Source organism: Polynucleobacter sp. MWH-UH24A (assembly GCF_018687475.1).
GTDB lineage: Bacteria > Pseudomonadota > Gammaproteobacteria > Burkholderiales > Burkholderiaceae > Polynucleobacter.
Genome location: NZ_CP061292.1, coordinates 1,148,089 through 1,173,543, shown reverse-complemented (window position 1 = coordinate 1,173,543; position 25,455 = coordinate 1,148,089). Strand labels below are relative to the sequence as shown.

Genomic DNA, 25,455 nt, shown 5'->3' with positions numbered 1-25,455 from the left:
CTTAAATTTTGAGCATCGCTTCAAGATGCTCTAAGATGTCGCCATGCTTTCTGGATTTCTGCGACTTATCCCGATCCTTGTGCTTGCCAGCATTGCTGGCCTGATCGGAGAGTCGTTTTTGGGCGATGAGCTCGGATGGTTAATTGCTCTTTTAATCGTAGTCATCAGTCTATTTATTGCCTACGTCAATCAATCCCGTTTAGATGTTTTTGTGAGGGGCGCTGGGATTTCTCATTTGTTTGGATTTGGAAGTTCTTGGTCCGAAATCTTCTTTAGGCTTCAACGTATTATTACTGGTTTACGTAAAGATATTGAGCATGTAGAACGCCAATACAGACGCTTCATCGAAGCTTTTCAAGCGTCACCCAATGGCATTGTGATGCTCGATGATCAGGATCAAATTGAGTGGTGCAATGCGATTGCAGAGCAGTTCCTCAGTATTCAGTTCAAGCGGGATGTGCTACAGAGAATTCACTACATCGTGCGACGCCCTGAGTTTGTACAGTACATTACGGGTCGTAAGTATGATGAACCAGTCGTGCTAGAGAAGATGGGGGCAAATTTCAGTCGCATTCTTCTTCTGCAAGCTTTCCCATTCTCTGAGAACCGGCGCTTGGTCCTAATTCAGGATATTACCGATTTGAGTAAGGCTGAGGCCATGCGTCGTGACTTTGTGGCGAACGTTTCGCACGAGATGCGCACACCATTGACCGTCATGATGGGATTTTTGGAAACAGTTCAGACCTTAGATCTTCCCCCAGAGCAAAAAGCCCAATACCTTGAGATGATGATGGATCAAGGCAAGCGTATGAAAAACTTGGTTGAGGATCTCTTAACTCTGGCAAATCTTGAGGCTAATTCACAACCAGCTCCATTAAACAGCATTTCAATGAGCTATTTGATGTCACTCATCAAAAATGATGCTTATGCCTTATCGCAAGGTAAACACGCACTCAACATGAATCTCAATACATCCTGTAATTTATTGGGTGAGGAACGTGAAGTTTTATCAGCCTTTAGTAATTTGGTATCCAATGCGATCCGGTATACCCCCGAGGTTGGATCGGTAACGGTCTCATGGGGTATCAATGCTGCAGGCGAGGGCGAGTTCTCGGTCACTGATACTGGCCCCGGGATTTCATCGGAGCACATCCCGCGCTTAACGGAGCGTTTTTATCGGGTCGATCGAAGTCGCTCGCGTGAGACTGGTGGTACCGGTTTAGGGTTAGCGATTGTGAAGCATGTGGCGAGCCGTCATCAGGCTCAGCTAGTTATTGAGAGTACGCTTGGTAAGGGTAGCACCTTTACCCTGCGCTTTCCGCCCGAACGAATTTCTTAAGCAGTTCGAGTTGACCCACGATTGGAGCCTGATTGATGCGTGGCTTACTCTTGACATAGCTACCATCGGCCTTCATGAGCCATGCTGAGGCATTGTCTTTAAGCAAAACCATCAAACCCTCGTTAATCACCCGTTGCTTTAGTTTGGGATCTTTGATGGGGAAGGCAACTTCGACGCGGCGTAGCAGATTACGTTCCATCCAGTCTGCACTGGACAGATAGACCTGCTCAGAGCCACCATGGTAGAAGTAATAAATCCGGTGATGCTCTAAGAAACGGCCCACGATCGAGCGCACCTTAATGTTCTCGGACAGACCTTTTACTCCAGGGCGCAGCGCACAGACACCGCGCACAATCAAATCAATCTTCACCCCAGCCTGAGAGGCTTTGTAGAGCTCCTCGATGATGGTCTTTTCCAAAAGGGCATTCATCTTGCCAATGATGCGCGCCTTCTTGCCTTGCTTCGCAGCCTTGGTCTCGGCACGGATGTGATGCACGAGTTGCTCGAGCATGGTGAACGGTGCTTCCCACAGCTCTCGGGTCTCGAGTTGCATGCCAGTCCCTGTGAGTTGCTGAAAAACCTGATGCACATCCTTAGTGATGAGCGGATCGCAGGTCATCAAACCAAAATCGGTGTAGAGCTTGGCGGTGCGAGGGTGGTAGTTACCGGTTCCAAGGTGGGCGTAGCGTACCAGTGCAGTCTTACCCGATTTGTGGATTTTCTCTTTACGAACGATGAGTAAGAGCTTGGCATGGCATTTATGACCGACCACACCATACACCACATGCGCGCCTACTTCCTCTAAGCGGGCTGCCCAATTGATATTGGTTTGCTCATCAAAACGAGCAAGGAGTTCAAGAACTACAGAGACCTCTTTACCATTTTGGGCAGCCTCAATCAGCGCCTCCATCACTGGTGATTTATCGCCAGTTCGGTATACCGTTTGCTTGATAGCCATTACGTGAGGATCTCGACTGGCTTCGCGTAAGAGGTCTAAGACAGGCTCAAAGCTTTCATAGGGGTGGTGCAAGAGTAGATCAGACTGTTTAATACGCTCAAAGAATGAGATCACGCCATTACCTGAGCCACGTTTGAACGGCATAGCAGGGATATGAGGCTTAAAGACCAACTTAGGCTCATCGACCAAGTCAGGGAGTTGCGCAAGGCGGACTAAATTGACGGGGCCATTCACCCGATAGCAATCGCGCATGTCCAGATTATTCTCTTTACACAGGCGTTGCAACAACGCTTCTGGAATATTAATGTTCGCTTCAAGTCGCACGGCATCACCTAAATGGCGGGTGGGCAACTCACCTTGTAAGGCTTGGCGTAAGTCGGTGATCTCGTCATCGGATACAAAGAGATCGGAATTGCGCGTGACCCGAAATTGATAACAGCCTAGGACGCTCATTCCCGGGAACAGTTGACCGACAAAGGCCTGAATAAACGATGATAAAAAGACAAATGTTTCTTGACGACCCGCAAGGCGCTTAGGCATTTTGACCAAGCGAGGGAGTGAACGCGGCGCCTGTACCACAGCGAGATTCGCTTTGCGCCCAAATGCATCCTTACCCTCGAGTTGAACAATAAAGTTCAGACTCTTATTGATGACGCGTGGAAAAGGATGAACGGGATCGAGTGCGATGGGTGTTAGGAGGGGAAAGAGCTCTTCTTTAAAGAAGTCCTCAGCCCAAACGCGTTGTTCGTGATTCCAGTGCTCGGGCAGCAAGAACTGAATATTGACTTTACAAAGCTGAGGAAGTAATACTTGCTGATACAGATGGTATTGGCGATCAACAAGCGCATGTGCATGTTGAGAGACTAGCTCATAGTTCTCAGCAATCGTGCGCCCGTCAGCACCCACTTTTAAGGGGTTGTCGCTGAGCTGTTCTTTGATACCCGCCATCCGAATCTCAAAGAACTCATCGAGATTACTCGAGACAATACTCAGAAAGCGAATGCGTTCCAAGAGGGGAATTTTTGGATCTTCGGCTTGCGCTAGTACCCGTGAATTAAACTCCAGAATACCGATTTCACGGTTGAGTAATAAAAGTGACATATCTCTTTATATTTCACAAATGTGTCACTTTTATTTCATACGATAATAGTCTTTGACCTTAATAAATTCTAAATACCGTGTCTAAGACCAGCACCCCCAATAAGCCCGGACTAGACCTAGTGGCCGCTGTGGACCTTGGCTCCAATAGCTTTCGACTGCTCATCTGCCAGGCCTACATTACTCCCTCCGGGATGCAGCTACGTACCATTGATACCTTGCGTGAGCCGGTCCGCTTGGCAGCAGGCTTAACCCCCGGTAAGGTCCTGGATGATGAGGCAATGGAGCGGGGCTTAGGCGCAATTCGACGCTTTGGAGAGCGCTTGCGGGGCTTTCGGCCAGAACAGGTGAGAGCCGTTGCCACCAATACCTTGCGGGTAGCACGTAATGCGCAAAAGTTTGTGCAAGAAGCTCAGGTTGCCTTGGGATTTCCAATCGAGGTGATTGCTGGAGTTGAAGAGGCCCGCTTGATTTATATCGGCACCTCGCATGAGGCACCAGCCGTCTCTGGTAATCGCTTGGTGATTGATGTGGGTGGCGGCTCAAGCGAGTTCATCATTGGCAAGGGCTATGAGCCTAAGCTCTTAGAGAGTCTTTATATCGGCTGCGTCTCGCATAGCATCCGCTTTTTTCCGAACGGCGCGATCGATCCCCATGCATTTAAAGAGGCAGAGCTTGCAGCGCGCCGTGAGGTACAAGTGATTAAAGGACGATTTAGCAAGTCGGGATGGAATCAAGTGATTGGTTCATCTGGAACGGCACGCGCTTTATCGGATTTGATTGCCGATAACAAACTCAATGGTTCTGGGGAGAAATCGACTCTTGATCCCTTAGACAATAGCGGTGCGGGGGTGATTACCTTGCAAGGCCTCAAGGGGATGAAGAAGCGCCTACTCGACTTTGATCACATCGATCGCGTTCAACTCATTAACCTTAAAGATGATCGTCGTCCGGTATTACCTGGAGGACTATCGATCATGATCGCCATCTTTGATGAGTTAGGAATCGAGCGCATGGAAGTTAGTGATGCAGCTTTGCGTGTGGGTGTGCTCTATGATCTATTAGGTCGCACGCAACATGACGATATGCGCTTCGTAACCGTTGAGCAGTTTATGCAACGCTATGCAGTCGATCGTGAGCAGGCGCATCGCTTAGGGATGCTGGCGGCGGATTTCTTGGCCCAATTACCAAAGCCGAATCATGAGAGCCGCACCGATAATCTTGCCTTACTTGGCTGGTCAGCCAACTTGCATGAGGTGGGATTATCGATCTCGCATAACGGCTATCACAAGCACTCGGCTTATATCGCAGCAAATGCCGATATGCCGGGGTTCTCCAAGAATGATCAAGCCCGACTGGCGGCGCTCTTACTGGGACACACCGGTAAACTTGGCAAACTCTCGAACAATGCCAACTTCACCGACTGGCGCATGTTGTTCTGCATCCGTCTAGCGCATGTCTTGTGCCGCTCACGCATGGATGAGCATTTACCCAAGGTGAAGATAAAGAACCCTAACACTGAGACCTTTGAGGTCTTGCTTGATCGACAGTGGGCAAGTGCCCACCCCTTAACCGAGTTCAGCCTGCGTAAAGAAGCAGCGGAGTGGGAACGAATTGGGTATCGCTATACCCTAAAGCTAATCGACTAGTCGGCTTTTTCTAGGAAATGCTTCGCGTAGCGCGGATTCATTTCGGAGAGACGCAACATCGTGAGTAGATCAGCGGTGTTGAAGTCGGGATCCCAAGCCGGAGCACTGCAAATCTTTGCTCCAAGTTTTAGGTAGCCCTTGATGAGTGGTGGCGCTTCAACATCAAGACCGCCATTTAGACGATCTAAGGGGAGGGGTAACTTCGGAAATGCATGGTTCTCAACCGGTGCCATTTGCTCCGGCCCGAGCGAGTTGTAGAGACTCGCTGCATAGTGGCCGCCATCAGCCATCGGAATGCTGGCGCAACCAAGCATGATCTCATATTGATGCTGTTTCATGTACTGGCCAAGACCACTCCATAGTGCCATGATCACTGCGCCCGTGCGATAGTCCTCGTGTACACAAGAGCGACCCACTTCAACCATTTTGGGGCGCAAATGATTAATACGAGAGAGATCAAATTCGGAGTCCGAGTAAAGACGACCGAGTTGACTCGCTTTATGGGGTGGCAAGACACGGTAGGTACCAATCACGCGCAAGGTCTCAGGGTCACGAATGAGTAAATGATCGCAATAGGCATCAAACTCATCGATATCAAGACCTTCTTCATTGGCCGGTAAGCGTGCACCCATCTCTTCAGCAAACACCTTGTAACGCAAGCGCTGCGCTTCTTTGATCTCTTCGTCATTGATGGCCCATGAAATCTTGAACGGGGCACGCTTGGCTTTACCTAATAGCTGGGGGACATTTTCTAATCCAGTCTTGGATGAAGATGTCTCGGATTTGGCCTCACCCTTGGTGGCCTCGGGCTTTTTGCCAAAGAGCTTCTTAAGGGGATTCAATTTATCCGCCCAGGGTTTTGTAGGAATTGATGCGTTCGCATGACGTTTCGATGTAATGAATAGATTGTCCAAGGGCGAAAAGGGATTTGGGATATCAGGCATAGCGGTTCCTAAGGTGATAGCCTGATCCTATAGGGCATATATTACAGGAATAAGGCAATGGCGACAGAATCATAAGTAATTGATTTTATTGAATAAATTCTTGATAAAGGACGGCAGCCCAGATCACAAAGGCGATTAATAGGGCTAACATCACGGCGGCCGAACCAAAATCCTTGGCCCGTTTAGAGAGGTCGTGGTGTTCAAAAGAGATCCGATCAATAGCCGCTTCTACGCTCGAGTTGAGTAGTTCAATGACCAGCACCATGATTAAGGAGCAGATCATGAGCGCCTTCTCGAGTAGACCCACTGGCAAGAGAATGGCAATTGGACTTAAGACAAGTAATAAGACCAATTCCTGCCGAAAGGCGCTTTCCTCTTGATACGCAAAGATTAAGCCATGCCACGAATTTTTGGCGGCATGGATTGCCCGGGTTAGACCACGATTCCCCTTGTGGGGATTTTGTTTAATGTCGTACGGCTGGCTCATTAAGCAGGAACCGTTTGCGTGCTCACATGCACACGAACCGGCTTTAAATGATTGGCAAATTGCTCACTTGCTGCTTTCCATGAGAAATTCTCGGCATGAGCACGCGCTACCTCACGCGGAATGCGTAGCGCCTCCATGCATGCAGTCTTTAAATCCTCATGCATGACCCCGGCTTTGGAGTCACCCAGTACATCAATCGGACCCGTCACAGGGTAAGCAGCCACAGGGAGACCACACGCCATGGCTTCAAGCAAAACGAGACCAAAGGTGTCGGTCTTGCTTGGGAACACAAACACATCAGCGGCAGCATAGACCTCGGCCAATTGATATTGATTGAGAACGCCAAGGTAGTTCACGAGGGGGTATTTCTCCTTAATTTCTTTTAAGGCTGGACCGTCACCGACCACCCACTTTGATCCAGGCAGATCAATCTCCAAAAAGGCATTGATATTCTTTTCAACCGCAACCCGACCTACGTATAAAAAGATGGGATGAGCAGAGTTCAATACCTTGGAGGATTGGGCTTTAAAGATCTCAAGGTCAACACCGCGTGACCAGATCACAACATTATCAAAACCGTATTTCTCAAGATCGTCTTTCACCACTTGGGTGGGTGCCATTACCGCCATCGATGGTCCATGAAACCATTTGAGGAAGCGATAGGTCCATGCCAGAGGAATACGAGCCCGTGCATAGACGTATTCCGGAAAACGAGTATGGTAAGCGGTTGAGAATGGTAAGTGATGGCGTAGTGCATACGAGCGTGCCGCCAAGCCAAGTGGCCCCTCGGTCGCAATGTGAATCGCATCGGGCGAGAACGCCCTCATCCGCTTGGCGACACCTTTACCAGGCAGGATCGACAAGGAGATATCAGGATAAGTTGGGCAGGGGATGGTCTTAAATTCAGCGGGAGTAATCATCTCGACCTGATGCCCCATCTTCTGCAGCTCATACGTAGTTTGCTTGAGGGTTCTTACAACGCCATTGACTTGGGGTTCCCAAGCGTCAGTCACGATCATGATTCTCATGTAATGGTCTCCATTGAATGGGTAATAGTGGATTGCGCCATCAATCCAGGTGATGACACGCGGCTTGGAAAAGAAATTGATAAGCTCATTTGTTCAACCGTTACTTCCTCGATGACGGGTTTGTCGTCCAAGATGCGAGGCCAATGCACAATCTTGAGCTCGCCCTCGTGGGTTTCAACTAGGGCAGTCAAGCTTTCGACCCAATCGCCATCATTGCAATAGAGGAGGTTGTCGATCATGCGGATCTCGGCTTTGTGGATATGCCCACAGACCACGCCTTGGCAGCCCCGTAAGCGGGCCTCGCGCGCCATGATCATTTCAAAGTCGGCGATGTAACTCACCGCATTCTTCACCTGGTGCTTTAGGTATTGCGAGAGTGACCAATATTGCATGCCCATCCGAACGCGTAGCAGATTAAGGTAGCGATTGAAGTACAGGATCAGGGAGTAGAGGTTGTCACCCACATAGGCAAGCCACTTGGCGTATTGCATCACGCCATCAAATAAATCGCCGTGGGTAATCCAGAGCTTGCGACCATCAGCCGTTGTATGAATGGCTTCAGGCACCACTTTGATTTCACCAAAGGAGAGGCCTAAGAACTGACGAATCGATTCATCATGATTGCCAGGAACATACACAACTTCAGTTCCTTTGCGAGCTTTACGTAAGATCTTTTGGACCACATCGTTATGGGACTGTGGCCAGTAGATACTTTTCTTTAAGCGCCAACCATCAATGATGTCGCCCACTAGATAAAGGGTGTCGGATTCGTTATGCTTTAAGAAATCGAGGAGGAATTTAGCCTGGCATCCAGGTGTCCCGAGATGCACGTCTGAGATCCAAATGGCTCGATAGTGCTCCATGGACCTCTACGATGCCACCGCATCATGAAATCATCATGACACTTTAGTGTCAGTTTGATGACAAGCGCCAATACAACCCCTTTATCATCTGAACTATGGCAGATTCCTCCCGACTCTTACTCTGGCCCGCCTTGCACATCATTTTCCATGTGATCAAAGGTGCGTTGATCCTGATAATCATCTTTCCCTTTGCGCAAGAAGCTATCAAGAAACGCCATATTCAATCTTGGTCGAAGCAACTGCTTAGCATCTTTGGTCTCAAACTCAAGGCCATCAATACCGAGTATTTGCCCAAGAGCGGGGGCTATCTGATTGCGGCTAACCATATTTCGTGGATTGATATTGCCAGTATTCATTCCTTCTTGCCTTGCCGCTTTGTGGCTAAGTCGGAAGTCGCTGGCTGGCCCGTATTTGGTTGGATGGCTAGGCAAACTGGAACCCTCTTTATTCGCAGAGACAATAAACGGCACGGCAAAGAGATTGCTAAGCAATTGGAAGATCTACTCCCAAAAGAACCAATATGCATCTTCCCAGAAGGGACCTCAACAGCAGGGGATCAGGTCTTACCATTCAAGACCAATCTCTTTGAGTCAGCCGCACAAACCCACGTCCAAACCTTCCCAATGGCTATTCGGTATCGCAATGCCAATCAGGAATATAGCGATACCACAGCCTTCATTGGCGACATGACCCTATTTGATTCAATTGCCAAGATGCTCAGAGCCAAAGCCATTACCGTCGAGCTGATCTTTGCTCCAAGCCCAGCAACTGATTTGGATCGCAAGGACCTCGCGCTGTATTGCGAGACCCAAGTGCGATCCATGATTGAGACTAGAAGTTAGCTCGAACGCCAACCATCAAACTGCGGCCGGGCTGGGGTGCGTATAAACGAACCGCCATTGGCGTGGTGGCATACCGAATATCATCGTTCAGAATATTCTTGAGCATCATATAGCCCGTCCAGCTCACCTTGTTGATCTTCTCGGTATAGGACAAACCGGCATTTAAGAGGTTATAGCTTGGAGTAGGCCCAACCTCCCAAGTGGCTAAACGATTTTGCTGAAAGCTATAGGTATAACTCGCATTGGCCAACCACCCATTCTTCTGATGTGCCACCTGCACACCAACCCGAGGAGCAGGTTGCAAGGGCAAGTTACCACCCGCATCAAAAGTACCTTGAGACGCATCGGCAAACAAGCGTGCACCGCTACCCACATTGCCCCAGTTGTAGGTCAGCTCACCCTCAGTCCCCTTAATGGTAGCAGCAGCTTGTTGGGCTTGAACTACAGAGAATCCCTTACCTTCATCTGCAGCCTGAGTAATGTATTGTCCAGTATAGAAGCCATAAATATAGTTATTAAATTTATTGAGATACACATTCACCTTGCCCCGAACTTGACCCATGGTTTTTTGAAGATTGAACTCTAGGTTGTGTGAGGTCTCTTTACTTAAATTGGAATTACCCACCGCGAAGGTGGCAGTCGACTCATGAATCCCGTAGGAGTAGAGCTCCTGGGCACTTGGAGCTCTCTGAGAAACTGTATAAGAAAGACCAGTGCCATACCCGTTCGCAAAGTACCAGAGGCCGCCAGCAGAATAGGAGATTAAATTAAAGTTTTTACTTTGGACTTGGGGAGCTGTAGGGTCTGTTGTTGGGCTAGCGAATGGACCTTCAGCACTTAATACCGTTGAAGAATTTGGATTTTGTTTGACATTGTCATACCGTAAACCCAAATTACCTTGTAGGGCACCCCAGCGGCCCTCTTCAATCCAGAAGAGTGCGTTGGAGTTGGTCTTGGTCGATGGCAAGATGGCATAACTTCCACTTCCAATCTCTACGGCCTCAACGGAGGATCTCGTTACTTGTGCACCAAACGTTCCTTTCCAACCCATAATCGCCTTGTGCGCCAATTCAAGCCTTGCCTCATTAGCAATATTTTTCCAAAGAGCGGCAGGTGTATAAGCTCCATTTGTTATAGAAAACTCTGTGTGGTTGTAATTACTATTTGCTGCACTAAACTTAATTGAAGAGAACCCTGCAAATGGATCACGGGTTTGATGCTGGAAGTCATAGCGATTTTGAGATTGGGCAATCATGCCGCCCTCAGGTGTCGGGATACCGTAGTTATTGTTCAAACGCTCAACTGAAATACCCGTGTATCCCGATTTGCCAATATACGAGGCGCCCACGCCTAAGTTATTTTGGTTATTAAATGAGTTTGGTAGTTTTCCTGAATACGCGACATTTTCAGCCTCTCCATTGGGATTAATTTTCCAGTTTGCGTTTGGCCCATTTTGCTCGGCGTATCCCGGAATCCGATAGTTCTGGTTGTTATTGATGGCGGTATCCACATGAACTGCCACGGATCCCACGGAACTCTCAATAACACCAGAGGCTGCTCTGCCATTACTCACCGTGTCATAGCTGGTGTTCACTGCACCCGTTGGCTTATCGGGCAAGGTTGTCAAAATCCGGTCATTGACGACGTTGACTAAGCCACCACTCGATCCTGAACCATAGAGTAGAGCAGCAGCTCCTCTCAAAATCTCAATCTGTCTGGCATTCGCCACTGGGCTTGCTACCGCATGATCTGCAGAGATTGCAGAGACATCACCAACCGATAGACCGTTTTGTAAGATCTGAACACGCGCCCCTTCGAGACCGCGCATCACGGGGCGCGATGCACCAAGACCGTAACCCGTTTGCGATACACCAAGTTCATTTCCAATGGTGGCGCCTAAGGTGGTACCTAATTTGTCTTGCAACTCATTACCTTGCAAGATCTTGGTGGGGGTCAAAATGCTGCTTGCAGACTCACGGGAGCCCGTGACATCAATTTGCATGGGATTTTGTTGTGCCATAGCTGCGCTACTAAATGCAGCTGTGGCCACAAGCCAAAGGGCTGATCGCTGTGTTGCGATCGCTGAGTATGTCAGGTTCATGATTGATTCATCCAAATGGGGGATGACCCAGCCAAGCTAGGTCAAGCCGTTTAAGCATTCAAATCCGTCTTCAGGCGAAGACCGATTTACGTAGGGGGATTAGAGGATGGGGAGTGGGGGTGCCCGCGATTGATAGGGCTCGTGAGTGCGAGATGCACTAACTTGAGTGACAAAGCCAAAGAGGGATTGGCTAAAACCATTTGGAGCAACAAACTGAATTGGACTGCCAGTAATGAGACCCGCGAGCGTGATCGCATCAAAGAGTTGGCAATCGACTGAACTCTCTTCGTGGCCCAGGAATGCAAAGAGCGAATGATCATGGCTCTCGCAGCTGGCATGGGACTCATGGGCGTGGAGGGTTACCGAGGGTTTAAATTCTTGATGCTCTAACTGGTGAACCAACCCAAGCCATTGAGTGCTTAAGAGGCTCAATAGCACGAAGCCAAGCACGACCCAGCGCTTGATGGGCGCAGTATTTTGTGAGGCGAGTCGAGGGGGCAAAGAGATACGCATACCTTTAATGGTACCTGAGCTGTCAAGCCCCCCAGATGTAGGCAGGTACTTAGGCCCCAGTCAGGCTATAATGGAGGTCTGTCGGAGTGTAGCGCAGCCTGGTAGCGCACCTGCTTTGGGAGCAGGGGGTCCAAGGTTCGAATCCTTGTACTCCGACCACTTTTCTCTTGTTGATTCTCCCAAATTCCTCAAAAACGCCAAGTGACACCAATCTCGGTACGGTTGGATACGATCCCTTTGCTAGTCCATGCATTATTTGGCGTCGTGCTACTTTGTAAATACGAGAACCCAACATCAATATTTTTATCGACTGAGAAGATCGCTGCTACCATCCCATAGTCGTTGACCGCAGCGGCATCGGTGGAGGTATCAATTGAGCTACCAATGTCCAAAGCAAGCTTGAGCCACGAGTTGACGATCCAGACGGGCGCAATTGAAGCCGATACCAAATTAATTTGATACGGACTGTATGTGCCGCTAATGGGGTAGTTGGTGTTGTAGGGATTACGGGCGTAACTAATATTGGTATGCACCTGAATCCGTTCCCAATAGTAGGAGAGGATGTAGTTGAACTCGTAATTGGTCTTTGCCAGACCTAAGCCTTGTACCTGCTGTGAGGTACTCGCTGGCAGGGTAATTGCTGGCTTAATTGCCATTCCAAGGCCGGTCTGACCATCGCCCCAGAAGCGCCATTTAAAGGAAACAATATTGTTTGAGAATGGCGAGTAGGATCCACGCGGAGTTGCATAGTAGGTGGTAGCAAACGCAATCTCAGTGGTATCGGAGAGACCATGGGTGTAAGTAAATGGAAAAGCCTTAGCATTACCAAGCCCTCGGAACTCCTCACCAGGGGTAGCCACGCTACCAGGATTACCCGGCGTGTTGTTGTGTAAAACATAAAAGTACTGCTCGATCTGGTTAACGCTTTTACCAATCGTGCCCGCATCATCGGTATTTAATGGCTCAAATGCATAGACTGGTCTTGGCAATCCAGTCAAGACCAGAATCAGCAAAGCATATTGAATCAACGAGAACAAACGCATGAACAGCAACACCCTAAAAGCTCCAGTTTACAGAGCCAGATGTCAATTTAATGACCTAAGAGGCCTTACGTAAACGCAGAATGAGTAATGCCACGATGCCGGCAAGCATCACATAGAAAGAGATCTGCACTGCCCCTTTGCTATGCGCATACATGATGCTGGAGTAAGCCAGGTAAGCACACGAGGCGCAGAAGATCAGTGGTGTGATGGGGTAGAGGGGAACGCTAAAGGGGCGCGGGGAGCGATCTTTAAACCGCAATACAAATAAACCAATACCAACCAATAACAAGAAGGTCCAGAAGACCGGGGCAGTAAATTCCACCATGGCTTCAAAGCCATCGCTTTGTAGGGCACCAAAGCCAACCAAGGCCAGACTGATGACACCCTGAACCAGATACGCAAACGTGGGTGTGCCGCGGGAAGATTCCCATTTGCCCATTTTGCTAAGACCATCCCAGTCTTCACCCATGGCGTAGTTGGTGCGGGCCCCCACAATCATGGTGGCATTAATACTGGTGAGCGCAGCAACCGCTACAAATAAACCCAGTAATTTCTCACCCACAGGGCCAAAGACTAAGCCCAATAGATCCGCAGGGGCGGCTTTACTGCTGGCTAGTGCTTTAAGACCAAGTCCATTAATGAGGGCAATATTGACTAGTAAATAGATGATGGTAATGACTACCAAGCTGATCACAATCACGCTCACAATTGTTTTGCTAGTGCCTTTGAGTTCAGCTGAGATGTAAGCGGATTCATTCCAACCGCCAAAGGTGAGTAAGACAAAAACCATTCCCAAGCCAAGCATGCCCAGTTGTGGGGTGCTACTAAACATGGGGGGGTTATCAACCGCAGGTGGAGCATTTCCAAACAAACCAAAGCCAGCAACTACGATGGCAACTAAACCAGTTACCTCTAAAACAGTGAGTACTGTTTGCACATTGGCTGATGCATGAATCCCAATCAAGTTAACCAGTGTGAGGGCAATCACAATGAAGAATGCCCAATAAAGCGAAGAATGAGTCCCTAGAGGTAACACCTTGGTCATGTAGTCACCAAACACAAAGGCCAACAAAGCAATCGAGCCAGTATTAATGACCATCGCCTTGGCCCAACCATATAAGAACGAGACGTTCTTGCCATACGCACGGGTCAAGAAATGGTAATCCCCGCCTGCATGGGGATAGAGGGTGGCAAGCTCAGCATAGCAAAGCGCACCCATCAATGAGATGAGTGCGCCAGCGATCCAAATGGTAATAGCCCAGCCAACGTCACCGGTGATACCAGCCACCATCGATGGGGTTTTGAAGATACCGGCACCAATGACGATGCCCACAATAATGGCAACAGCCCCAAGGGGGCTGAGCAAACGAAGAGGAGAGGCGCTAGAGCTAGCGCCTTCAGAACTTCCCATTGACAGACTTAACGGCGCTTACCGGTTACTTCAGTAAACGTCGTACTGCCTTTGTCTTCACCCTTTAACTGTGAGCCATTGACAGTAACTTTCACTGAATGCAAATTGTTCTTACGATCAAGATAGCCAAAACTCAGTTTGTCGCCCTCAAGGGTTGGATTAAGGATTGGTTGTGATTTGCCACTGATAGTGAGGTTGCCACCAATGCGTTGGTAACGTTGCGACAAACTGAGGGTGCCTTTGCCGTTTACATCAACACCATCGAGTTGCCATTCACCAGCCACATTAGCAGGAACGACCCAGTAGTAACCTCTTTGTCCCGCATCAATTTCTTTATCGGCTTCCCAATCGCCCATCGTGAAAGCATGCGAGACCACACGAGTACCGGGTTTCATGGCAAGAATGATGGGTCGCAAACGTAAATTCAGATCAGGTAACAAATACATGGTCACGACAGTTGCTTTGCTAAAGTCTTCTTTAAAGATATCCCCATTAATGATCTTTACACGATCACCCACGCCCGCACGATTAGCATTGCGTTGTGCAAAGGCTGCCATATCGGGATTGAATTCAATACCGATGGTGCGCGCACCGAAATCTTTGGCTGCTGCAATCGCAATTCTGCCATCACCAGCACCAAGGTCATACACCAAATCATTGGGACCCACTTTGGCGGTCTTGAGCATTTGGGCAATCAACTCATTGCTAGTCGGCATCCAAATCACATCTTTGCCTTCTTGACCCAAGCGAGGCTGATACTTGTCGTCACCCACATCGGCAGGGAATTGAGCAAACGAAGAAACAGAAAGGCTTAAACCAATCAGTAGAAGCCAAGATTTGAGGAATTTCATGAAATCTCCAACACAGTTTTTGTTATGAAAACACTATTTATAACAGGAGTTTAATAAATTGCCCAAAAGAGCCCAAGGCAGGGGATAGTCCATTAAAATCAGTCATCCCAACTGCCCATAGCTCAGCTGGATAGAGCAACGGCCTTCTAAGCCGTAGGTCGCAGGTTCGACTCCTGCTGGGCAGGCCACCCAATGGAATTTTCTACTGATTCGATTGAGCTGATTGTGGTCCGGATTGGGCACCTATCAGACCGACAGCGGTGGGGCGCAGTTACCGGTTGAAATCTCCGAAATTACTGGCATCTAGTGGAACTTGGTGGAATCTATCGGGAAACCCGACAAACCCAAATGCGAAGCCTAAACCGACTCATCATTTTTCTACAAAAAGTGGTAAATTAAAACGATGTTACGAAAAATTTTCCTTGTATTTCTGGTAATGCTGACTCCAGTCCAAGCTTGGGCGGTGTTGGATATGGGCATGCAAAAAGTGCTTGTTATCCCCGTGAGCCAGATGCAGGAGTCGGTAGTAGCCCATCCTTGTCACCAAGATGGTGATGTAGCTCAACATTCCATGGATAGTCACCAAGCCATTGAAGTGAGTGAGGATCGATGCTACTCATGTACTTTATGCATGGCCTTTGCTTTACTACCTGATTCTGTTCCTGCGCTAATAACAGATCGATTTACACAAACTTTTTCTACCTCCCTCAAAACACTAACGGGTATCGACCTCTCGGTCGCTAATAAGCCACCCATTCTTTAACTCCCCTAGGATAAGTCCGCCCAAATTTTGGGCTTGATCTTTTTTGGAGAGTTAAATGAAACGATTGATTGTTGTATTTCTTGGTCTATTTTCGGCCTACGTCTATGCCAGCCCCGAGTGGGTAAATGGTGAAGTGGTGCGTGTTGATCAATCACGAAGCCGCATTGTGTTAAAGCACGAGTACATCCCCAGTATCAAGATGGCCCCGATGACCATGCCCTTTGGAGTGGTTAAGGAGATTCCACTGGATCAATATCGGCCGGGCGATAAAGTCCGATTCCAAATCAAGGTTGTGGATGGAACGCTTGATATCACCACCATGGAAAAACTCAAATGAAGCAAGGAATTGCCTTAGCCAGCTTTTTCCTGTTATTTGCAGTAAGTATCCAAAATTCATTGGCGGCGCCGATGGGGTTTAAGAACAGCTGGATGCTGATGGGGGACTTTAGTAAAACCTATCAGGAGTTAGGCTTGAACTACGCCACCACTGCAAATGATGCATTTGGGATTTCAGCAAGTGCCATGCAAACCGATAACTCTGTGTCGAAACAGCAAAATCTGGAAGCGGTTTACACCCGCAAGGTAGCACGCTGGAATTTGCCAGAACTACAAGCCAATATCTGGTTTATTGGCGGTCTTGGTTCTACCACTGGAAATACCTTTGCTGGCTCAAAAGCCATGGCGTCACCAGGTATTCAAGTGGATTACGAGACCACTCGCTTTTATTCAATGGCATCAGCTCGGGTCTATGCCGCACAGGGGGCAACCAGCAATATCACCACCGCTCGTTTGGGCGCCTCTTTTTATGAGGCGGACTATGACGAACCGCAACCCTGGGTGGTGATTGAAGCAAGGCGCATGACCTTTGTTTCTAAGCAATATGAGTTCACGCCGATGGTCAGGGTGATTCACAAACGGTACTTTGTGGAGGCGGGCGCTAATTTATCAGGACAACTGCGATTTAACTTTATGTATAACTATTAGGAGAATGAAAATGAAACAATTGAACTTAATCATTGCAATTGCATTTATGGCATTGAGCCAGTCTGCCTTAGCTAGTATGAAAGTCACCGTCAATGGCATGGTTTGCTCATTTTGTGCCCAGGGTATTGAGAAAAGTATTTCCAAAATGGACGAAACCAAGGCAGTCTTTGTCGATCTCAAGAATAAAGTCGTGATCGTTGAGGCCAAAGAGGGCAAAACTCTCAATGAGAAGCTCATTAGCCAAGAGATCAAAGACTCAGGCTACGACGTAGTCAAGATCGAAACCATTCCGCAGACGGTTGCGCAATTTAAGGCTCAGCAAAAGGATAAAAAATGAGTCACGATGGCTTGAGTGAAACAAAGACTAGCTATATCAGTGCTTTAATTAGCCTCTTTGCGAGTTCGAGTACCCTCATTTGCTGTGCCATCCCCGCACTCCTGGTCAGTTTGGGTGCGGGGGCAACGCTCGCCTCTTTAGTATCTGTATTTCCAAAGATTGTGTGGATTAGCGAGCATAAAGAGGCGATATTTGCATTAAGTAGTGGTTTGATGCTCATTGGCGGCATATTGCAGTGGCGTAATCGAAATGCCCCATGTCCGATTGATCCTAAGATGCGTGATCCCTGCTTGAAAACACGGAAATTCTCAGAACGAATTTATTGGATTAGCCTTGGCTTATTAATGATTGGTGGATGGTTTGCGTTTATTCAGCCACTTCTATAAGGTATTTAGTTTATGGTTTGATGTATCTAAATAGAGATTAGATTTGAGATTGACACGCTTAAAAAATTAGGTCGCTTAGAAACGATACTAATTACATTAGAACCTTGATAAGTTTCCATTATTAGATAGTGAAAATATTTCAAAGAATTCAGGGTTGGGCAAAGGAGCTCAAGCGCGATGTCTTGGTTTTATGGTTTGCCCTTAAAAATCCTGAAACACCATTGATAGCGAGGGCAGTGGCATTCATTACAGTAGCGTATGCGCTAAGTCCCATTGATTTAATTCCAGACTTTGTACCAATACTAGGTTATCTTGATGACCTTATTCTGATCCCAATCTTTATTTGGATCACAATTAAATTAGTACCCGATGATGTGATGGCTCAATCACGAGAACAAGCCCAACAGTGGTTGAAATCCAATCAACTAAAGCCCAAAAGCCATTTAGGGCTATTCATAATTTTGTTAATTTGGATTTTATTGATTTGGGTATGCGTCAAGTCTTACTACGGAGATATGGGACAAATATTGTCGCTTTAACTGACATAGTTAAAACACTGATATTTCACTTAATCGCAGCATATTTTTTCGTCGACTCCGTAAGCTTAAGTAACTAGCCATCCTCAACCGCGGGAATATCCCATCCAGCAGTACGACCACCGGTGTTTTGACGGACACAGAATCAGGGCTAGATATCCCATTTTTGAATATTGTGTTTCGTAGATTAGTTTGCCCTTATCGGCCGTGGGTGGCAACTTCTCATCAAATAAAAAACCAGTAATCGTTGATTTTCTTATGCTCTGAACTAAGAGTTAGTAAATTCGTATCAAGATTAAACCTAGACATATTCCCAGCGCACCTAAAATTCGCTGAGGGTATGGCGATTCTTTTAAATAGAGAGTTCCAAATAGAAATGCAAATAAAACGGATGTTTCCCGAACTGCTGCAACTAAGGAGATGGGGGCTTGGGTCATTGCCCAAAGTGCAATCGAATAGGAACCAATAATACAAGTCCCGCCGATTAAGGGGTACATGAGACGGGATTTGATATAGCTAAAGCTCTCCGGTAGCAATTGCTGACGACGACGTTGCCAAAGGACTACTGACAGAAAAACACAGCCATGCGAAAACATTAATAGGCTCACATAAGACCACGCATTATTACTAAGCCGCACCCCATGCCCATCAACAATGGTGTAGAGGGCTATGACTAAGGCATTGCCAAGAGCAAAGAGTAGGGCTTTTAAATGATGGGCTGAGGAGGTGGTTTTACGTAAACCCAAGAGGATGACTCCAGCTGATACAAGAAAAATGCCAGCAATTACTCCATCAGATACCTGTTCACGTAAAAACACATACCCAAATAAGAGGGTTAAAAGTGGGGCCGCACCGCGCATGATGGGGTAAGCGAGATTCAAGTCCCCGAAGCGATATGCGGATGCAACCAAATAAAAATAAATTAAATGAAGGGCAATTGATAAAGCGATATATGGAAAGGTTTGGGAGTCAGGAAGTCCATATATCACCAGCAAGGGAAGGGCTAGGATTGCGGTTGCAAAGTTTGCTACCGCGGTTTCTAGATTTTTATCCGATGCCGACTTGAGTAATATATTCCAAAGAGCGTGCATGAGCGCAGCGCCTAAGATGCAGGAAAAGACAAAACCACTCATTGGTGAATCATACTCATCATCAAAATTGCAATCCCCGAAATAGCAATCACCCATTCCATCATCTGGATAAATTGCTCCTCACGCATTTTTAGAACAATTCGTTTGGATAGTAGTGATCCTATAAAGACACAGACCCCAAGAAAGAGTCCCTCCAGGATAGCGATACGATCAATCACGCCCAGTTCATGGAACACTACCCCTTTGGTAATGAAGATGGAAAGTGAGCTGGCTGCCTCGGTACCGAGATAGGCGCCTTTGGTTAATCCATAAGCCAAAAAGAAGGGGGTATTAATCGCCCCTGTTGTTGCAACGATGCCTGTTAAATAGCCAATCCCAGCACCAACTAAGGCCATGTGCCACAGGCTAACTACGATCTCTTGGCGGCGCATCCAACGACGGATTGGAATGAGGAATAGTAAAAATAGGCCCAGCACAATCTCAATCGCCTGGGGATTGAGCAAGATTAACGTATTGGCGCCCAAAATAACGGCAGGAATGGCGCTAGCAGCATAGACGGCGCATACTTTCCAATCAATACTGCGCCACCAAATGAAAACCCTAGCCAGATTAGCAATGGTTGCCGTAATTGCAATGATGGGGATGGTTAACAGCGATCCATGCAAATAGACTAAGGGTGGCATGAGAATAATGGTGGTGCCAAAGCCAATCACACCCCCTAACAAACCAGCACCAATTCCTAAAAGACCAAGGATTAGATGGATTGCACTAAGTTCCATCTCAAGATCTTAGTCGATGCGTGCCTGTAGACACCATCGGACCCCATCCAACACCACGACACCCCTGTTTTGACGGACACCTCGAACCTGCCTACTGTAAATCATTGTCGAACATTGTGATTTGTATATTTGCCAGCCCTTCTTGGCCGTGGGTGGTGGCTTAACTAAGTAGTTTCATCTCTTTGGGTTTAGTTTTTCTTGAGCTAAGGTTGTTTTCCTGATTAACACATCGTAGGTAACGTAATATTTATAGACGTTACGAACGTATTGAAAGGTTTCCAGTCCGAATAGTCTTGCACTGGCCATTTCGACATTCAAAAACCATTGATTGGGGTCAAGCCCCATCTTGATAGCCAGCTCTCTTGCTTTGCGAACATTATTTGCCCCAGAGTTATATGCCGCCACGGCAAAAAATCCTCGTTCAGTTTCAGAAAGAGCGCTTTCTAAAGACAACGCTTGCAAAAGCGAATTAATATACTTGGCCCCTGCGTGAATATTGGGCTCTAGCTCATAGATATTGCCTGTATTCATGGACTTTCCCGTTTCTAGCATCAATTGCATCACGCCAATTGCGCCAACGGAACTTACCGCATTTTGATTAAGTAACGATTCTTGAAAACCCAGACCCGCTAAAAATAAAGGATCCAATTGATTCTCGTGGCCATATCGATAAAAGTACTGCTTCATGGATTCAAAACGATTTAATTCAGTTTGAGTCAATGGGCTTTTTAGTGCAAACCGTTCCTGTGAAAAAGTCTTTTGTCGATAGTCTCGTAATGCGGCTTCTAAATAAGGACTTGCTGCAAAATCTAAAATATCCTTGGCTAGATCAGCATTCATTTTTGTAACAATTACGTCTCCGGGTGATCCGCCAGTCACAGCAGTATCTGGATGAATCACAATATTCGGTAGTAGGGGTTTCCAAAGCTCTGCGCGCCAATTGGCAACCCAAATATAATCAATAAGGTCACCATTGACCATTTGCAAAAGATCCTCGTCACTTAAAACGCCCCGATCTTGATAAATGTGAATTTCATCTTTTTTAGTTTTTTTTAATTCCTTATTGGTTTCATCTAATGCGGTTGTTTGAGTGAATCGATCGACACAAACGGTTTTACCCGATAGATCTAAAAGATTAATGATCTTTGCTTGATTTTGATTAGAAACAATGACATATTTCTCAACGCGCGGGTGCTCGTAAACTAAAAAGCGATTCGAGTCTTTGTTGGGAATAAATTCTTTTAGATAATCAAGTGCAAAGTCAGCGTTTCCATCATCAATTGCAGATAGCAATCTTCCAGGCACGGAAGGAACGACCTTAATTAGAACCTTCTTTTTATATTTTGCGAGTAAAAAATTACTGAAATACTTACTTAACTCTGGCGCAAATCCCAGAATTTGCCCTTTTGAGTTTATGTAGGTGATACGTCCATAAGGAATGGCCATGCGTATTTCGCCCGAATTTAGCATCTGGGCGTAGGTGTGTTGCTGTGGTGAGGCAACTGCTGGAGTTATTTTTAATAGACCAGAAATGACAATTACAGCCAGTATGAAAACTGCCGAGAGGCGCATCATTCATTTCCTAATGAAATAAAGAAAAATTTTATCAATTGACTTGATTGTCTAGAGCTGACACTACATATTTTTTACTCTAGGTTAATATTTTACTAGCTTGTGAATTATATTTTAGTGATTAGTGAGTACTTCGAATTGTCGGTTTTCCCGACAAACGCCTGCCAACACCACGAACCCAACATCAGATCCCACCCAACGCCATGCCCACCCCTGTTTTGACGAACACCCAAATCAGGATTAGATAACCCATTGTCGAGCATTGTGTTCCGCAGATTTGAGAACCCTTCTAAGCCGTAGGTCGCAGGTTCGATTCCTGCTGGGCAGGCCAGATCTTGGAATTTTTTACTGATTCGATAGTGGCGATTAGTGTTGAGATTGGCTAGCCATGAGGCTGTGGATGTCAACATACATCAAATTTTTGATTTCTCGAATATTCCAACTATCTAATATATCCGGATTCATATATATAAATCCCTTTATATTATTTTGAGGAATGTAAATCTTTCGTCACAATCCATTGGATGTACCGATATGACGAAATCGACCAATCCCTAGTTCAAGAACGCAGCGCTCAATTCGCGGAGCAGGTCGTACGTCGCTTAAAGCACCAGCTTTCCGAAGATGAGTTCAAGCCATTGCGACTGCAAAACGGCTTATATCTTCAGCGCCACGCTTATATGCTGCGGGTTGCGATTCCCTATGGCATGTTGAGCTCTGCGCAACTGCGAACCCTAGCCAAGATTGCCAAGTATTACGACCGTGGGTATGGGCATTTCACCACCCGCCAAAATATTCAATTTAATTGGATTGATTTGGAAGAGGCACCACTCATCCTAGAAGAGTTGGCTGCGGTGCAAATGCATGCAATCCAAACTTCAGGCAATTGCATTCGTAATATCACGAGCGATCCATTTGCAGGTGTAGCCGCTGATGAATATATTGATCCAAGACCGATTTGCGAGCTTTTGCGCCAATGGTCGACGCTGCACCCAGAGTTTGCATTTTTGCCTCGCAAGTTCAAGATTGCAGTCAATAGCGCAGTAGAAGATCGCACGGTTTTGCTGTGCCATGATGTGGGGATTGAGCTCAAACGAAGCGATCAGGGCGTACTGCTAGCCAATATCTACGCGGGTGGAGGAATGGGACGCACCCCCATGTTGTCTGAGCTGATTAAAACGGATGTGCCATGGCAAGATCTGCCTGCTTATCTCACAGCACTCTTGCGGGTTTATAACCGTCACGGTCGGCGGGATAACATTTACAAAGCCCGTATCAAGATCTTGGTTAAAGCCTTAGGGGTCAATGAGTTTGCCAAGCAAGTGGAGGAGGAGTGGGCGCATACCCAAACGACTTATGCTGCATGGACTGATGCCGATTGGCAGCGGGTGGCGCAGCACTTTACCAAGCCGCCATATAAAAAACTACCAGCCCTATCCCAAGAGCAACTCATTCAAGAACTCCAACCGAATGAGCGTGTTGGCTTTGTGCGCTGGTTCGAGCGCAATGTACGTGAGCATCAGGTCGTTGGGTACAGCAGCGTAGTGCTCTCTTTAAAACCCCATGGAACTCAGGCCCCAGGCGATGCTACGGCTGAGCAGATGAATGCCATTGCCGAGCTAGCCGATCGCTATAGCTTTGGGGAACTGCGGGTGACCCATGAGCAAAATTTGGTATTGGCTGATGTGGAATCAACCCAATTAGTTGCCTTGTGGCAAGAGGCTAAACGACTGGGACTGGCGCTGAGCAACATTGGTTTACTCACTGACATCATTGCATGTCCGGGTGGCGACTTTTGCTCGCTCGCCAATGCAAAATCCATCCCAATTGCCAAAGCGATTCAAGAGCGCTTTGATCATTTGGATTACTTACATGACGTGGGCGATGTTTCTATCAACATCTCGGGGTGCATTAACTCCTGTGGGCATCATCATGTGGGCAATATCGGTATCTTGGGGGTGGATAAAGACGGTGAGGAGTGGTTTCAGGTTACCTTGGGTGGCGCACAAGGTCATGAAGCTGCAATTGGCAAGGTGATCGGGCGCGCTTTCTTAGCTGAGGAGATCCCTGCGGTAATTGATCGACTCATCAAGACCTATGTCAACGAGCGTTACGATGGCGAGCGCTTTATCCAAACCGTATGGCGCTTGGGTCTTGAGCCATTTAAGCAAGCAGCCTATGCCCATGATGCCAAAGCAGAGAAGGAGGGCGTCGCATGAGTGGATTAATTCGTTTTCTACGCACGCAGCAGCCAACCCTCACCCAAACGGATTGGCAGATCTGGCAGCCACAGGACAATGAGGCGAATGTTCCAGCGGGTAAGCACATTATCCCGTTTCAGTACTGGCTTACCCATCGAAACAATCAGCAATTACTCGAACGAGCAGTAGCGGGTGAGATTGGTATGTGGTTTGCAGCGACCGATGATGTCATCGATCACAAGCAATTAATTCATGCAGGGCAAAAACTTTGGCCCATGGTGGCGGTGCATTTCCCGATCTTTAGAGATGGGCGAGGGTATAGCACCGCTGCGCTCCTGCGTGAGCGACTGGCATGGACTGGTCCTGTATGGGCGATTGGCGATGTATTGATCGATCAACTGGATCAATTAGCACGCGTAGGCTTTGATCACTTTGTGTTACGAGCCGATCAAGATCGTGAGCTAGGACTGCGCAAATTTGAACAATTTAGTGTGCGGATGCAAGATAGCTGGCGTTATCCCCGTACCCTAAATTCAATCCATCAAGCCGAGGCACTTACAGCATGATTCCGATGGGTAAGGTGTATCTAATTGGAGCGGGACCTGGTGCTGCAGATCTAATTACGGTGCGGGGTGCAAAGCTATTAGCCCAAGCCGATGTGGTGTTGCATGATGCACTCGTTGAACCCGAACTGCTAGCACTTTGCCCGCAAGCTAAGCGCATTGCGGTTGGCAAGCGCTGCGGCAAATTATCAACCTCCCAGCGTTTTATTAATAAGCGCTTGGTTGATGCTGCCTATCAACATACCACGGTGGTTCGTCTCAAAGGTGGTGATCCCATGCTCTTTGGTCGAGCCGATGAAGAGTTAGCCGCACTGGAAGACGCAGGGATTGCCTATGAAATTATTCCTGGCATTACCGCCGCTCAAGCGGGAGCCGCGAGCCTAGGTCGCTCACTGACCTTGCGCGGTGTCGCTCGCAGCATTGCTTTTGTCACCCATGCCAAGGCCAAAGATGGTGAAGCTCAGGAATCACCATTAGCTTCACCAAGCGCCGATACCTTGGTGTATTACATGGCAAGAGCCCATGCGGTAGAAATTGCACAAAATCTGATTAATTCGGGTCATAAGAGATCAACCCCAGTTCATTTATTGGAATCGATTAGTACATCAAGGGAGCGCACCTGGTCGATGACGTTAGATGAGTTGGCCGATCAAAGCAATTCCACTGAGAGCAATCGCAATGATTGGCAGACAAGTGATCAGCCCTTATTGGTATTAATTGGGGATGCGTTAGCGCAACGTGCGGGCCGTGAAATCAATAATGGCGCGCAAGACCGACTCATCCTCACCGACCGCAGACGCAGCGCGTAACTGAATATGCGGAAATTGTTCTTGCGCCTCGCTCAGCAATTTGGGAAAGTCTTCACGCAAGTGACCGCCTTGCCCAAAAAAGACTGGGATGATCTCAATCTCTTTAGCCCCTTGGCGTCCTAAGGAGAGAATGGCCGTGGATAAATTGGGTTGCATCAACTCTAAAAAAGCCAGCTCCACCATTACCTCAGGGTATTGGCTTTGCCACATACTGACTAACCGATCAAACGGTTCACGCCAGCGCACATCGCGCGCTCCATGGCCAAAGAAGATGACTGCTTTCATAGATGGAATTGTATAGAAGGAG

The 25,455-nt window shown here is 47.5% G+C and carries 27 protein-coding genes and 2 tRNA genes; 14 read left to right on the top strand and 15 right to left on the bottom strand.

The features are described 5' to 3' along the window. The first annotated feature begins 43 nt into the window (after positions 1–43). Positions 44–1,339, top strand: a complete 1,296-nt coding sequence (gene phoR, locus ICV32_RS06175) for a phosphate regulon sensor histidine kinase PhoR (protein ID WP_215368977.1) — start codon at positions 44–46, stop codon at positions 1,337–1,339. Here phoR and ppk1 read toward each other — a convergent pair. Then, positions 1,305–3,398, bottom strand: a complete 2,094-nt coding sequence (ppk1, locus tag ICV32_RS06170; RefSeq protein WP_215368974.1) for a polyphosphate kinase 1 — start codon at positions 3,396–3,398, stop codon at positions 1,305–1,307. The two genes, phoR and ppk1, sit on opposite strands and share 35 nt — an antisense overlap. A 77-nt stretch (positions 3,399–3,475) precedes the next feature. On the opposite strand from ppk1, the gene ICV32_RS06165 reads away from it, so the two are divergent. Next, positions 3,476–5,044, top strand: coding sequence for a Ppx/GppA phosphatase family protein (locus tag ICV32_RS06165; protein WP_251371821.1), 1,569 nt, complete (start codon positions 3,476–3,478; stop codon positions 5,042–5,044). On the opposite strand, the gene ICV32_RS06160 is transcribed toward ICV32_RS06165, so the two are convergent. The 4 genes from ICV32_RS06160 to ICV32_RS06145 form a co-directional block, all read right to left on the bottom strand. Then, on the bottom strand, positions 5,041–5,988 hold the full coding sequence (locus tag ICV32_RS06160) for a GNAT family N-acetyltransferase (RefSeq protein WP_215368972.1): 948 nt from the start codon (positions 5,986–5,988) through the stop codon (positions 5,041–5,043). The genes ICV32_RS06165 and ICV32_RS06160 overlap by 4 nt on opposite strands. 85 nt (positions 5,989–6,073) lie before the next feature. Beyond that, positions 6,074–6,475, bottom strand: coding sequence for a diacylglycerol kinase (locus ICV32_RS06155; RefSeq protein ID WP_215368969.1), 402 nt, complete (start codon positions 6,473–6,475; stop codon positions 6,074–6,076). Further along, positions 6,475–7,503 carry a glycosyltransferase family 1 protein gene (locus ICV32_RS06150; RefSeq protein ID WP_215368959.1) on the bottom strand — a complete coding sequence of 343 codons (1,029 nt, stop codon included), beginning with the start codon at positions 7,501–7,503 and terminating at the stop codon, positions 6,475–6,477. Before ICV32_RS06150 ends, ICV32_RS06155 begins: the two co-directional genes overlap by 1 nt. Then, positions 7,500–8,366, bottom strand: coding sequence for a UDP-2,3-diacylglucosamine diphosphatase (locus tag ICV32_RS06145; protein WP_215368957.1), 867 nt, complete (start codon positions 8,364–8,366; stop codon positions 7,500–7,502). Before ICV32_RS06145 ends, ICV32_RS06150 begins: the two co-directional genes overlap by 4 nt. A 95-nt stretch (positions 8,367–8,461) precedes the next feature. Between ICV32_RS06145 and ICV32_RS06140 the strand changes: the two genes are divergently transcribed. Then, positions 8,462–9,208 (top strand): 1-acyl-sn-glycerol-3-phosphate acyltransferase, encoded by a 747-nt coding sequence (locus ICV32_RS06140; RefSeq protein ID WP_215368948.1) that lies wholly within the window; start codon positions 8,462–8,464, stop codon positions 9,206–9,208. Here the strand turns inward: ICV32_RS06140 and ICV32_RS06135 are convergent. Beyond that, on the bottom strand, positions 9,198–11,309 hold the full coding sequence (locus tag ICV32_RS06135) for a TonB-dependent receptor (protein WP_215368943.1): 2,112 nt from the start codon (positions 11,307–11,309) through the stop codon (positions 9,198–9,200). The two genes, ICV32_RS06140 and ICV32_RS06135, sit on opposite strands and share 11 nt — an antisense overlap. 99 nt (positions 11,310–11,408) lie before the next feature. Continuing rightward, a complete protein-coding gene (locus ICV32_RS06130; RefSeq protein ID WP_215368941.1) occupies positions 11,409–11,822 on the bottom strand; it encodes a hypothetical protein in 414 nt (137 codons plus the stop codon). 82 nt (positions 11,823–11,904) lie between these two features. Here ICV32_RS06130 and ICV32_RS06125 point away from each other — a divergent pair. Next, positions 11,905–11,981, top strand: a tRNA-Pro gene (locus ICV32_RS06125). A 29-nt stretch (positions 11,982–12,010) separates the two neighbouring features. On the opposite strand, the gene ICV32_RS06120 is transcribed toward ICV32_RS06125, so the two are convergent. Genes ICV32_RS06120 through ICV32_RS06110 form a run of 3 tightly spaced genes read right to left on the bottom strand, consistent with a single transcriptional unit; the run spans position 12,011 to position 15,127 of the window. Further along, entirely contained in the window at positions 12,011–12,865 is an 855-nt protein-coding gene (locus tag ICV32_RS06120) for a hypothetical protein (protein WP_215368939.1), read from the bottom strand. 55 nt (positions 12,866–12,920) lie between these two features. Beyond that, positions 12,921–14,276, bottom strand: a complete 1,356-nt coding sequence (locus ICV32_RS06115; protein WP_215368927.1) for an APC family permease — start codon at positions 14,274–14,276, stop codon at positions 12,921–12,923. 8 nt (positions 14,277–14,284) lie between these two features. Then, positions 14,285–15,127 carry a class I SAM-dependent methyltransferase gene (locus ICV32_RS06110; RefSeq protein WP_215368925.1) on the bottom strand — a complete coding sequence of 281 codons (843 nt, stop codon included), beginning with the start codon at positions 15,125–15,127 and terminating at the stop codon, positions 14,285–14,287. 111 nt (positions 15,128–15,238) lie between these two features. Between ICV32_RS06110 and ICV32_RS06105 the strand changes: the two genes are divergently transcribed. The 7 genes from ICV32_RS06105 to ICV32_RS06075 all read left to right on the top strand — a co-directional run bounded on the left by ICV32_RS06105 (position 15,239) and on the right by ICV32_RS06075 (position 18,136). Then, positions 15,239–15,315 (top strand) — tRNA-Arg (locus ICV32_RS06105). A gap of 248 nt (positions 15,316–15,563) precedes the next feature. Then, the gene (locus ICV32_RS06100) at positions 15,564–15,890 is read left to right on the top strand and encodes a hypothetical protein (RefSeq protein ID WP_215368921.1); all 327 of its coding nucleotides are present in this window, start codon (positions 15,564–15,566) and stop codon (positions 15,888–15,890) included. Positions 15,891–15,945: 55 nt separating this feature from the next. Next, positions 15,946–16,227, top strand: coding sequence for a copper-binding protein (locus ICV32_RS06095; RefSeq protein WP_215368918.1), 282 nt, complete (start codon positions 15,946–15,948; stop codon positions 16,225–16,227). Beyond that, complete coding sequence (locus ICV32_RS06090; protein ID WP_215368916.1) at positions 16,224–16,874, top strand: hypothetical protein; 651 nt, start codon at positions 16,224–16,226, stop codon at positions 16,872–16,874. The genes ICV32_RS06095 and ICV32_RS06090 overlap by 4 nt, the downstream gene beginning before the upstream one ends. A gap of 10 nt (positions 16,875–16,884) precedes the next feature. After that, complete coding sequence (locus ICV32_RS06085; protein ID WP_215368914.1) at positions 16,885–17,211, top strand: heavy-metal-associated domain-containing protein; 327 nt, start codon at positions 16,885–16,887, stop codon at positions 17,209–17,211. After that, positions 17,208–17,597, top strand: a complete 390-nt coding sequence (locus ICV32_RS06080; protein ID WP_251371820.1) for a hypothetical protein — start codon at positions 17,208–17,210, stop codon at positions 17,595–17,597. Before ICV32_RS06085 ends, ICV32_RS06080 begins: the two co-directional genes overlap by 4 nt. 128 nt (positions 17,598–17,725) lie before the next feature. Then, the gene (locus tag ICV32_RS06075; protein ID WP_215368903.1) at positions 17,726–18,136 is read left to right on the top strand and encodes a YkvA family protein; all 411 of its coding nucleotides are present in this window, start codon (positions 17,726–17,728) and stop codon (positions 18,134–18,136) included. A gap of 272 nt (positions 18,137–18,408) precedes the next feature. On the opposite strand, the gene ICV32_RS06070 is transcribed toward ICV32_RS06075, so the two are convergent. The 4 genes from ICV32_RS06070 to ICV32_RS06055 form a co-directional block, all read right to left on the bottom strand. After that, on the bottom strand, positions 18,409–19,266 hold the full coding sequence (locus tag ICV32_RS06070; protein WP_215368894.1) for an EamA family transporter: 858 nt from the start codon (positions 19,264–19,266) through the stop codon (positions 18,409–18,411). Continuing rightward, entirely contained in the window at positions 19,263–20,003 is a 741-nt protein-coding gene (locus tag ICV32_RS06065; RefSeq protein WP_215368887.1) for a sulfite exporter TauE/SafE family protein, read from the bottom strand. The genes ICV32_RS06070 and ICV32_RS06065 overlap by 4 nt, the downstream gene beginning before the upstream one ends. A gap of 174 nt (positions 20,004–20,177) precedes the next feature. Continuing rightward, the gene (locus tag ICV32_RS06060; protein ID WP_215368884.1) at positions 20,178–21,578 is read right to left on the bottom strand and encodes a transglycosylase SLT domain-containing protein; all 1,401 of its coding nucleotides are present in this window, start codon (positions 21,576–21,578) and stop codon (positions 20,178–20,180) included. Positions 21,579–21,682: 104 nt separating this feature from the next. Then, positions 21,683–21,985, bottom strand: a complete 303-nt coding sequence (locus ICV32_RS06055; protein ID WP_215368857.1) for a hypothetical protein — start codon at positions 21,983–21,985, stop codon at positions 21,683–21,685. Between the two features lie 114 nt (positions 21,986–22,099). Between ICV32_RS06055 and ICV32_RS06050 the strand changes: the two genes are divergently transcribed. From ICV32_RS06050 to cobA, 3 genes are read left to right on the top strand one after another with little or no spacing between them, the layout of a single operon-like run. Further along, on the top strand, positions 22,100–23,794 hold the full coding sequence (locus ICV32_RS06050) for a nitrite/sulfite reductase (protein WP_215368855.1): 1,695 nt from the start codon (positions 22,100–22,102) through the stop codon (positions 23,792–23,794). Further along, positions 23,791–24,342 carry a DUF934 domain-containing protein gene (locus ICV32_RS06045; protein ID WP_251371819.1) on the top strand — a complete coding sequence of 184 codons (552 nt, stop codon included), beginning with the start codon at positions 23,791–23,793 and terminating at the stop codon, positions 24,340–24,342. The genes ICV32_RS06050 and ICV32_RS06045 overlap by 4 nt, the downstream gene beginning before the upstream one ends. Before the next feature lie 5 nt (positions 24,343–24,347). Then, positions 24,348–25,148 (top strand): uroporphyrinogen-III C-methyltransferase, encoded by an 801-nt coding sequence (gene cobA, locus ICV32_RS06040; RefSeq protein WP_215372608.1) that lies wholly within the window; start codon positions 24,348–24,350, stop codon positions 25,146–25,148. On the opposite strand, the gene ICV32_RS06035 is transcribed toward cobA, so the two are convergent. Next, positions 25,068–25,433 (bottom strand): sirohydrochlorin chelatase, encoded by a 366-nt coding sequence (locus ICV32_RS06035; protein WP_215368846.1) that lies wholly within the window; start codon positions 25,431–25,433, stop codon positions 25,068–25,070. The two genes, cobA and ICV32_RS06035, sit on opposite strands and share 81 nt — an antisense overlap. Between the last annotated feature and the right edge of the window lie 22 nt (positions 25,434–25,455).

Excerpts from the sequence above, each read along its gene's own strand:
- ICV32_RS06095 (WP_215368918.1), top strand. The coding sequence starts at position 15,946 with ATGAAACGATTGATTGTTGTATTTCTTGGTCTATTTTCGGCCTACGTC.
- ICV32_RS06115 (WP_215368927.1), bottom strand. The coding sequence starts at position 14,276 with ATGGGAAGTTCTGAAGGCGCTAGCTCTAGCGCCTCTCCTCTTCGTTTG.
- ICV32_RS06085 (WP_215368914.1), top strand. The coding sequence starts at position 16,885 with ATGAAACAATTGAACTTAATCATTGCAATTGCATTTATGGCATTGAGC.
- ICV32_RS06150 (WP_215368959.1), bottom strand. The coding sequence starts at position 7,503 with ATGAGAATCATGATCGTGACTGACGCTTGGGAACCCCAAGTCAATGGC.
- ICV32_RS06050 (WP_215368855.1), top strand. The coding sequence starts at position 22,100 with ATGTACCGATATGACGAAATCGACCAATCCCTAGTTCAAGAACGCAGC.
- ICV32_RS06080 (WP_251371820.1), top strand. The coding sequence starts at position 17,208 with ATGAGTCACGATGGCTTGAGTGAAACAAAGACTAGCTATATCAGTGCT.
- ICV32_RS06055 (WP_215368857.1), bottom strand. The coding sequence starts at position 21,985 with ATGTTGACATCCACAGCCTCATGGCTAGCCAATCTCAACACTAATCGC.
- ICV32_RS06120 (WP_215368939.1), bottom strand. The coding sequence starts at position 12,865 with ATGCGTTTGTTCTCGTTGATTCAATATGCTTTGCTGATTCTGGTCTTG.
- ICV32_RS06130 (WP_215368941.1), bottom strand. The coding sequence starts at position 11,822 with ATGCGTATCTCTTTGCCCCCTCGACTCGCCTCACAAAATACTGCGCCC.
- ICV32_RS06035 (WP_215368846.1), bottom strand. The coding sequence starts at position 25,433 with ATGAAAGCAGTCATCTTCTTTGGCCATGGAGCGCGCGATGTGCGCTGG.
- ICV32_RS06090 (WP_215368916.1), top strand. The coding sequence starts at position 16,224 with ATGAAGCAAGGAATTGCCTTAGCCAGCTTTTTCCTGTTATTTGCAGTA.
- ICV32_RS06060 (WP_215368884.1), bottom strand. The coding sequence starts at position 21,578 with ATGATGCGCCTCTCGGCAGTTTTCATACTGGCTGTAATTGTCATTTCT.
- ICV32_RS06110 (WP_215368925.1), bottom strand. The coding sequence starts at position 15,127 with ATGAAATTCCTCAAATCTTGGCTTCTACTGATTGGTTTAAGCCTTTCT.
- ICV32_RS06065 (WP_215368887.1), bottom strand. The coding sequence starts at position 20,003 with ATGGAACTTAGTGCAATCCATCTAATCCTTGGTCTTTTAGGAATTGGT.
- ICV32_RS06155 (WP_215368969.1), bottom strand. The coding sequence starts at position 6,475 with ATGAGCCAGCCGTACGACATTAAACAAAATCCCCACAAGGGGAATCGT.
- ICV32_RS06070 (WP_215368894.1), bottom strand. The coding sequence starts at position 19,266 with ATGAGTGGTTTTGTCTTTTCCTGCATCTTAGGCGCTGCGCTCATGCAC.
- ICV32_RS06100 (WP_215368921.1), top strand. The coding sequence starts at position 15,564 with ATGCTGACTCCAGTCCAAGCTTGGGCGGTGTTGGATATGGGCATGCAA.
- ICV32_RS06135 (WP_215368943.1), bottom strand. The coding sequence starts at position 11,309 with ATGAACCTGACATACTCAGCGATCGCAACACAGCGATCAGCCCTTTGG.
- ppk1 (WP_215368974.1), bottom strand. The coding sequence starts at position 3,398 with ATGTCACTTTTATTACTCAACCGTGAAATCGGTATTCTGGAGTTTAAT.
- ICV32_RS06045 (WP_251371819.1), top strand. The coding sequence starts at position 23,791 with ATGAGTGGATTAATTCGTTTTCTACGCACGCAGCAGCCAACCCTCACC.
- phoR (WP_215368977.1), top strand. The coding sequence starts at position 44 with ATGCTTTCTGGATTTCTGCGACTTATCCCGATCCTTGTGCTTGCCAGC.
- ICV32_RS06140 (WP_215368948.1), top strand. The coding sequence starts at position 8,462 with ATGGCAGATTCCTCCCGACTCTTACTCTGGCCCGCCTTGCACATCATT.
- ICV32_RS06160 (WP_215368972.1), bottom strand. The coding sequence starts at position 5,988 with ATGCCTGATATCCCAAATCCCTTTTCGCCCTTGGACAATCTATTCATT.
- ICV32_RS06145 (WP_215368957.1), bottom strand. The coding sequence starts at position 8,366 with ATGGAGCACTATCGAGCCATTTGGATCTCAGACGTGCATCTCGGGACA.
- cobA (WP_215372608.1), top strand. The coding sequence starts at position 24,348 with ATGGGTAAGGTGTATCTAATTGGAGCGGGACCTGGTGCTGCAGATCTA.